The 6,949-nt window shown below is 64.9% G+C and carries 6 protein-coding genes and 1 pseudogene; 6 read left to right on the forward strand and 1 reads right to left on the reverse strand.

Going from position 1 to position 6,949, the window contains the following annotated elements:
• From EOA28_RS19345 to EOA28_RS19355, 3 genes and pseudogenes are all read left to right on the forward strand, one after another.
• Positions 1–670 (forward strand): oxidoreductase C-terminal domain-containing protein (locus EOA28_RS19345; RefSeq protein WP_189342108.1); only part of this gene is annotated, 670 nt, incomplete at its 5' end.
• 119 nt (positions 671–789) lie between these two features.
• On the forward strand, positions 790–1,047 hold the full coding sequence (locus tag EOA28_RS19350; protein WP_126079429.1) for a type II toxin-antitoxin system ParD family antitoxin: 258 nt from the start codon (positions 790–792) through the stop codon (positions 1,045–1,047).
• A pseudogene (locus tag EOA28_RS19355) lies at positions 1,047–1,357 on the forward strand (type II toxin-antitoxin system RelE/ParE family toxin). The gene EOA28_RS19350 and the pseudogene EOA28_RS19355 overlap by 1 nt, the downstream one beginning before the upstream one ends.
• A gap of 13 nt (positions 1,358–1,370) precedes the next feature.
• Here EOA28_RS19355 and EOA28_RS19360 read toward each other — a convergent pair.
• Positions 1,371–2,648 carry a 4-aminobutyrate--2-oxoglutarate transaminase gene (locus tag EOA28_RS19360; RefSeq protein WP_126079430.1) on the reverse strand — a complete coding sequence of 426 codons (1,278 nt, stop codon included), beginning with the start codon at positions 2,646–2,648 and terminating at the stop codon, positions 1,371–1,373.
• Positions 2,649–2,975: 327 nt separating this feature from the next.
• On the opposite strand from EOA28_RS19360, the gene EOA28_RS19365 reads away from it, so the two are divergent.
• The 3 genes from EOA28_RS19365 to EOA28_RS19375 form a co-directional block, all read left to right on the forward strand.
• A complete protein-coding gene (locus EOA28_RS19365) occupies positions 2,976–4,040 on the forward strand; it encodes an efflux RND transporter periplasmic adaptor subunit (RefSeq protein ID WP_245463177.1) in 1,065 nt (354 codons plus the stop codon).
• Positions 4,037–5,110, forward strand: coding sequence for an efflux RND transporter periplasmic adaptor subunit (locus EOA28_RS19370; protein ID WP_126079432.1), 1,074 nt, complete (start codon positions 4,037–4,039; stop codon positions 5,108–5,110). The genes EOA28_RS19365 and EOA28_RS19370 overlap by 4 nt, the downstream gene beginning before the upstream one ends.
• Positions 5,110–6,949: efflux RND transporter permease subunit (locus EOA28_RS19375; RefSeq protein WP_148670762.1), on the forward strand; the 1,840-nt coding region annotated here is incomplete at its 3' end. The genes EOA28_RS19370 and EOA28_RS19375, both read left to right, overlap by 1 nt.

Below are 6,949 nucleotides of genomic sequence, written 5' to 3' on the forward strand. Positions count from 1 at the left end.
GGAGGCGATCGGCGTGCGCATCCTGACCGGCACAACCGTTGCCCGGCTGGAGGGTGACAGCGGCCGCGTCTCGGCAGCGATCACCTCAAGTGGCGAACACCTGCCGGCGCAGATGGTGATCATCGGCATCGGCGTCGTGCCCAATGTCGAACTGGCCGAAACCGCCGGCCTGGCCATCGGCAACGGCATCCGCGTCGACCAGCATATGCAGAGCTCGATCCCCGAAATCCTCGCCATCGGCGACGCCGCCGCCTACCGGCACTGGTTCACCGGCGGCGACGTGCGGCTGGAATCGGTACAGAACGCCACCGACCAGGCCAGGCTTGCCGCGCGCACCATCCTCGGGCACGTGGAGGCCTTCGCCGCCGTGCCGTGGTTCTGGTCGGATATCGGCGACATGAAGCTGCAGATGGTGGGGCTGACGCAAGGCGGGGACAGCCACGTGGTGCTCGGCGATCTCGCCGACAACAAGTTCTCGATCTACCATTATGCCGGTAGCCGGCTGCTCGGCATCGAATCCGTCAATCGCCCCGCGGACCACATGCTTGGCCGCAAGATGCTCGGCGCCGGTTTCTCGCCGACGCCGCAGACGGTGGCAGGCGGGCCGGATTCATTGAAGGCCGCGCTTGCGGCCTTCAATGAGGACGAACCGACCAGGGCGACGGGCTGACTGTTCAATCCACATGCTGGGAACAGCGCTTGGAGTGCGAAAGACGCCAAACCTTGGCAAACGAGCTCCGCCGACTTATCATAAATTGATAATATCGGATAAAGCGAAAGATTTGTTCCATGCCTGCAAGCTACAGCATTGGCTCCCGCCACGAGGCATTCGTGCGCGAGCTTGTCGAGAGTGGCCGCTATGCCAGCGCAAGCGAGGTTGTGCGCGATAGCCTGCGTCTGCTGGAAGAACGCGAAGAGCACCGGCAGGCGAAGCTTGCCGCGCTGCGCGAAGACATCCGCAAGGGTGTGGAGAGCGGACAAGCTATTGCAGCCGACGACGTTTTTGATCGGTTGGAGAAAAGATACGCGGCTGAAAGCCGCAAATAATGGCTCTCAGTTTCGCACCCGCCGCCGTGCAGGACATTGAAGAGATTGGCGATTACATCCGAGCTGAAGATCCGGCCGCCGCCCGCCGCTTGATAGCGGCTCTTCGAGTACGATGCGACACTATCTTGGAGCACCCCGTGGTGGCGCTCCCCGTTCCGAGCTCTGGCCCGCGCTGCGCTCCGTCGCATTCCAGAGATACGTCATCTTTTATACCGTCGAAGATGACGACGTGCGTGTTGAGCGCATCCTGCACGGCTCACGCGACATCCAGGGCATTTTCGATGGAGGGAAAATACCCAAGGATGGTTGAAGCTGACACGCGATCAGGCAGCCCGCGCGTCGCGGATTGAGCTTTCCAGAATATCCAGCGCCTCGGTCATGACGCCGTCCTGGATGGTGATCGGCGACAGGAAACGGATGACGTTGCCGTAGACGCCGCAGGTGAGCAGGATGAGGCCCTTGTCCAGCGCCTTCAGCCGCACCGCGTTGGCGAATTCGGCCGACGGCAGGCCTTTCTTCACGTCGTTGAACTCGACCGCGTTCATGAAGCCCGGGCCGCGGATGTCGACGATCTCCGGCACGTCCTCGCGGATCGATTCCAGCCGTTGCTTCAGCCGCGCGCCCAGCGCATTGGCGCGGTCGCAGAGCTTTTCCTCCTCGATTACATCGAGCACGGCGTGCGCCGCGGCGACGCCGATCGGGCTGCCGCCATAGGTGCCGCCGAGGCCGCCGGGACCGGGCGCGTCCATAATCTCGGCGCGGCCGGTGACGGCCGACAGCGGGAAGCCGCCGGCGAGGCTCTTGGCCATGGTGGTGAGATCGGGCGCCACGTCGTGATGGTCCATGGCGAACATCTTGCCGGTGCGGGCAAAGCCGGTCTGCACCTCGTCGGCGACGAGCAGGATGCCATGCTGGTCGCAGATCTTGCGCAATGCAGCCATGAAGTCGCGCGGCGCTTCGTAGAAGCCGCCCTCGCCCTGCACCGGCTCGACGATGATGGCGGCAACCCGGTTCGGATCGACATCGGCCTTGAACAGCTTGTCGAGCGCGGCGAGTGAATCCGCGACGGAAACGCCATGCAGCGCGACCGGGAACGGCGCATGGAAGACATCGGCCGGCATCGCGCCGAAGCCGACCTTGTAGGGCACGACCTTGCCGGTCAGCGCCATGCCCATGAAGGTGCGGCCGTGGAAACCGCCGGAAAAGGCGATGACCGCCTGGCGGCCGGTGGCGTTGCGGGCGATCTTGATGGCGTTCTCGACCGCCTCGGCGCCGGTGGTGACGAAGACGGTCTTCTTGCCGAACTTGCCGGGCAACAGGCCGTTCAGCCGCTCGGCGAGATGAACGTAGCTCTCATAGGGCACCACCTGGTGGCAGGTGTGGGTGAAGCGATCGAGCTGCGCCTTGACCGCCTCGATCACCTTCGGGTGGCGATGGCCGGTGTTGACCACGGCGATGCCGGAAGAGAAGTCGATATAGCGGCGGCCCTCGACATCCCAGATTTCCGAATTCTCGGCGCGATCGGCGTAGATCTGCGTCGTCATGCCGACGCCGCGCGAAATCGACTGGTTCTTGCGTTCGGAAATGGCTGAATTCTTCATATCGTCCCTCATCGGGCCATCCCTCATCGAGATTGGGCCCGTTCTCGTTTGATGCCGTTGAAATCCCTTCTGGCCTTATTTCATGTTTTGCTCAAGTCGGCACCATGGCCCAGTCGATTGGGCCTGCGAGAATGCCCTTAACCAGGCTGACGAAACACGCCCCGGAAAGAGTTTCCTTTTCCCGCCGATGGATTAATCTCATTTCATCCGCGACGTGCCGCCGGCGGCAGCGGCCCCCACGGCTTGAGGGGAACCATGAGCAGGAAAGCGACATCGTCCGCCTTGCCGTCTTCGCCACACCGCCATCCTTTTCGTTCAAAAACGTTGTTGCTGCTCGTCTGCGCCGGCGCGGCGATTTCGGCGGCCGGCTGCCAGAAGCAGCAGGCGGCGGAAAAGAAATTGCCGGTGGTGGTGACGACGCAAACGGTCGCCCTCGCCGACTACGCGCCGCGAACCTCGCTGACCGGGGTGATCGCCGCACGCACGCTCAACAATCTGTCGTTCCGCGTCGGCGGCCGGGTCGCCGAGCGTCTGGTCGATGTCGGCCAGCATGTCGACCAGGGTGCGGTGCTTGCGCGCATAGACCCGCAGGAACAGGAGTCGGACCTGCGCTCGGCCCAGGCCGATCTCGACGCGGCGCAGGCGCAGCTCACCCAGGCCGAGGCCACCTACCAACGGCAAAAGACGCTGCTTTCGCAGGGTTTCACGACGAGGCGGGATTTCGACAGCGCGGACCAGGCCCTGAAAGTGGCGCAAGGCAGCGTCGACGCGGCGCAAAGCGCCCTCGCCAATGCCAAGGAAAACCTTTCCTACACCGAGCTCAAGGCGGGGGCTGCCGGCGTCATCACGGCGCGCCAGGTCGAGGCCGGGCAGGTGGTGCAAGCGGCGCAGACCGTGTTCACCATCGCCGAGGACGGCGACCGCGACGCTGTCTTCAACGTGCACGAGACGCTGGTTGCCCAGACCCCGCCCTCGCCCGCGGTGACGATCACGCTGCTGTCCGACCCGCAGGTGCGCGCGGTCGGCAAGGTTCGCGAGATTTCGCCGGCGGTCGACACCCAGTCCGGATCGATCCGGGTCAAGGTCGGCATCCCTGACACGCCGGCCGGCATGCCGTTGGGCGCGGCCGTGATCGGCACGGTCAGCGCCAAGCCGGTCAGGGCCATTCTGTTGCCCTGGCAGGCTCTGACATCCGCCACCGGCAAGCCCGCCGTCTGGGTGATCGATCCGTCGAGCAAGGCGGTGACGGAGACGCCGGTCGAGGTGCTCGCCTTCGATTCAGGCATCATCGCCGTCGACAAGGGATTGCAGGAAGGACAGAGCGTCGTTACCGCCGGCGGACAGTTGCTCAGCCCCGGACAAACGGTCGAGATCGCTGGAGCCAGCCAATGAACCGGTTGCGGCACGTCGCTCCCCTGCTTGTCCTAGCCGCGCTCGCCGCCTGCTCGCGCTCGGAAGAGAAGCCGCCGGAGGTCATCCGGCCTGTCCTGTCTGTTGTGATCGAGCCGAAGACCGTCGAGACCTTCGGCTTCGCCGGTTCGGTCGAGCCGCAATACAGTGCCGACCTCGCCTTCCGGCTGCTCGGCCGCGTCGTCTCGCGCGACGTCAAGGTCGGCGACCTCGTCACCAAGGGTACGACGATCGCGGCGCTCGATCCGACGGCGCTGGAGCTTGCCGTCCAGGCGTCGAAAGCCGATCTGTCGAACGCGCAGGCGCAGTTCATCAACGCCGCCGCCAGCGAGGATCGCCAGCGCCAGCTGCTGGCCTCGGCCAACACATCGCAGGCGACATTCGACGCCGCGAAACAGGCGCGGCAGGCGGCGGAAGCCGGCGTCGAGCGCGCCAATGCCGCTTTGGCCAAGTCGCAGGAGCAGCTTGGCTATGCGCGGCTGTTCTCCGATTTCGACGGCGTCGTCACCGCTACCGGCGCCGAGGTCGGCCAGACGGTTTCGGCCGGACAGACCGTCGTCACCGTGGCGCGTACCGACCCGCGCGAGGCGGTGGTCGACATCCCCGATCAGCTGACCGGCGACCTCACCGTCGGCATGCCCTTCGAGGTGGTCCTGCAATCGCTGCCGACGATCAAGACACAGGCGAGGCTGCGCGAGATCGCCCCGCAGTCGGAAGGCGCCACGCGCACAAGGCGCGTGAAGCTGACGCTGGTCGATCCGCCGACAGCGTTCCGCCTGGGCTCGACGATCACCGCGACGCGTATGACCAAGGTGGACCCGACGATCGAACTGCCGATATCGGCGCTGCTCGAAAAAGACGGCTCTGAGAAAGTCTGGATCGTCGATCCGCAATCCTCCAGCGTGAGCGCGCGCGAGATCAAGGTCGCGTCCAAGAGCGGCGGCAGCTTCACGGTGGCCGGAGGGCTCGAGGCAGGCATGCGCGTCGTCACAGCCGGCGTCCACAGCCTCGCCGAAGGCCAGAAGGTCAAAGTGCCGGAGGGCGGCGTCTGATGAAGGGCTTCAACCTCTCCGACTGGGCGCTCAGTCACCGTTCCATGGTCTGGTATTTCATGCTGGTCTTCGTGGTGGCCGGCATCTTCTCCTATCTCAATCTTGGCCGGGAGGAAGATCCCGCCTTCACCATCAAGACCATGATCATCCAGGCCAACTGGCCGGGCGCTTCGGTCAAGGAGACGGTGCAGCAGGTGACCGACCGCATCGAGAAGAAGCTCGAGGAGCTCGACAGCCTCGACTACACCAAATCGGTCACCACTGCCGGCCAAACGGTCGTCTTCGTCAACCTGAAGGACACCACCAAGGCGCGCGACGTCGTGCCGAACTGGCTTCAGGTGCGCAACATGGTCAACGACATCAAGGCGCAGCTTCCGCAGGGCGTGCAGGGACCGTTCTTCAACGACCGCTTCGGCGACGTCTACGGCAACATCTATGCCTTCACCGCCGACGGGCTGACGCCACGCCAGCTGCGCGACTATGTCGAAGATGTCCGCACCAAGATCCTGACCGTGCCGAATGCCGGCAAGGTCGATCTGGTCGGCGCGCAGGACGAGGCCATCTATCTCGAGTTCTCGACGCGCCAGATCGCGGCGCTCGGCCTCAACCAGCAGGCGATCGTGGCGAGCCTGCAGGCGCAAAACGCCATCACGCCGTCCGGCGTCATCCAGTCCGGCCCGGAGCGCATCAGCGTGCGCGTCGGCGGCCAGTTCACCTCCGAGGAAAGCCTGCGGGCCATCAATTTACGCGTCAACGATCGCTTCTTCCGGCTGAGCGACGTGGCGACGATCCGGCGCGGCTATGTCGACCCGCCGACGGCCCTGTTCCGGTTCAACGGCCAGGATGCGATCGGGCTTGCCATCGGCATGAAGCCCAACGCCAATTTGCTGAAATTCGGCGAGGCACTGCACGAGGAGATGCAGAAGGTGCTGGCCGACCTGCCGGTCGGCGTCGGCGTGCATCTGGTGGCCGACCAGCCTGTGATCGTCGACGAGGCGGTCTCGGGCTTCACGCGGGCGCTGTTCGAGGCCGTCGCGATCGTGCTCGCCGTCTCCTTCGTCAGCCTGGGGCTGCGCGCCGGCTTCGTCGTGGCGCTGTCGATCCCGCTGGTGCTGGCCATCACCTTCACGGTGATGGCCTATCTCGGCATCTCGCTGCAGCGCATTTCGCTTGGCGCGCTGATCATCGCGCTCGGCCTTTTGGTCGACGACGCAATGATCGCGGTCGAGATGATGGTGGCGCGGCTGGAAGTCGGCGACAATCTCCGCAAGGCGGCGACCTTCGTCTACACCTCGACCGCCTTTCCGATGCTGACCGGCACGCTGGTGACGGTCGCCGGCTTCATCCCGATCGGCCTCAACTCGAGCGCCGCGGGCGAGTACACCTTCACGCTGTTCGTCGTCATCGCGGTGTCGCTGCTGGTGTCATGGATCGTGGCGGTGCTGTTCGCGCCGCTGCTCGGCGTCACCATCCTGCCTGCGACGATGAAAGAGAAGCACCACGACCAGCCAGGACGCTTCACCTCGCTGTTCCGGCGCGTGCTTGTCTTCTCCGTGCGCCGGCACTGGCTGACGATCATCGTGACGGTGCTTGTGTTCGCCGCCTCGGTCGCCGGCTTCGGCCTCGTCCAGCAGCAGTTCTTCCCACCTTCCGACCGGCCGGAGCTGATCGTCGACTGGAACCTGCCGCAGAACTCCTCGATCACCGAGACGCGCGACCAAATGGAACGCTTCGAGCAGCGGGCGCTGGCCGGCAATCCGGACATCGACCACTTCTCCTCCTATATCGGCGAAGGCGCCGTGCGCTTCGTGCTCGCCTATGACGTGCAGCCTGCCAATC

The sequence above is a fragment of the Mesorhizobium sp. M2A.F.Ca.ET.067.02.1.1 genome (assembly GCF_004023285.1).
Lineage (GTDB): Bacteria > Pseudomonadota > Alphaproteobacteria > Rhizobiales > Rhizobiaceae > Mesorhizobium.

Bases quoted from the DNA above. Each gene is read 5' to 3' on its own strand.
- EOA28_RS19370 (WP_126079432.1), top strand. From the start codon at position 4,037: ATGAACCGGTTGCGGCACGTCGCTCCCCTGCTTGTCCTAGCCGCGCTC.
- EOA28_RS19360 (WP_126079430.1), bottom strand. From the start codon at position 2,648: ATGAAGAATTCAGCCATTTCCGAACGCAAGAACCAGTCGATTTCGCGC.
- EOA28_RS19350 (WP_126079429.1), top strand. From the start codon at position 790: ATGCCTGCAAGCTACAGCATTGGCTCCCGCCACGAGGCATTCGTGCGC.